This window comes from Rahnella sp. RcJ3 (assembly GCF_009498575.1).
Lineage (GTDB): Bacteria > Pseudomonadota > Gammaproteobacteria > Enterobacterales > Enterobacteriaceae > Rahnella > Rahnella aceris.
The window spans coordinates 1-526 of record NZ_QSNX01000059.1 but is presented as its reverse complement, the minus strand read 5'-3'; the positions used below and the strand labels follow the sequence as shown (position 1 = coordinate 526).

Genomic DNA, 526 nt, shown 5'->3' with positions numbered 1-526 from the left:
CCGTAGGGGAACCTGCGGTTGGATCACCTCCTTACCTCAAGATACGCATTGTGCAGTGTCCACACAGATTGTCTGATAGAAAGTAACGAGCAGAAATACCTTAATAGGCTTGTAGCTCAGGTGGTTAGAGCGCACCCCTGATAAGGGTGAGGTCGGTGGTTCAAGTCCACTCAGGCCTACCAATTCCTTCCTCCTCTTCGTTGTCGCCATGTCTTGTTTGCACAAAGCAAACTTCGCATGACTCCGCCTTGATGAGAAAGTAATTGGCTGACTCATCAGGCTGATGAGTAATTAAGGTATCTGTGAGTGACTGTATGGGGCTATAGCTCAGCTGGGAGAGCGCCTGCCTTGCACGCAGGAGGTCAGCGGTTCGATCCCGCTTAGCTCCACCATTACCGTACAGCCCCTAAATAATACTTCAGAGTGTATTGGAAACAGTATGCTGCGAAGTATTTTGCTCTTTAACAATCTGGAACAAGCTGAAAATTGAAAGTTTACAGCTGAACATCACTCTCCGTAGCAGTAC

General features: G+C 48.1%; 2 tRNA genes. Both read left to right on the top strand.

Annotation, left to right across the window (positions count from 1 at the left end):
- The first annotated feature begins 105 nt into the window (after positions 1 to 105).
- Positions 106 to 182: transfer RNA gene (locus tag DXU84_RS24965), tRNA-Ile, on the top strand.
- Positions 183 to 316: 134 nt separating this feature from the next.
- Positions 317 to 392, top strand: a tRNA-Ala gene (locus tag DXU84_RS24960).
- Positions 393 to 526: the final 134 nt, after the last annotated feature.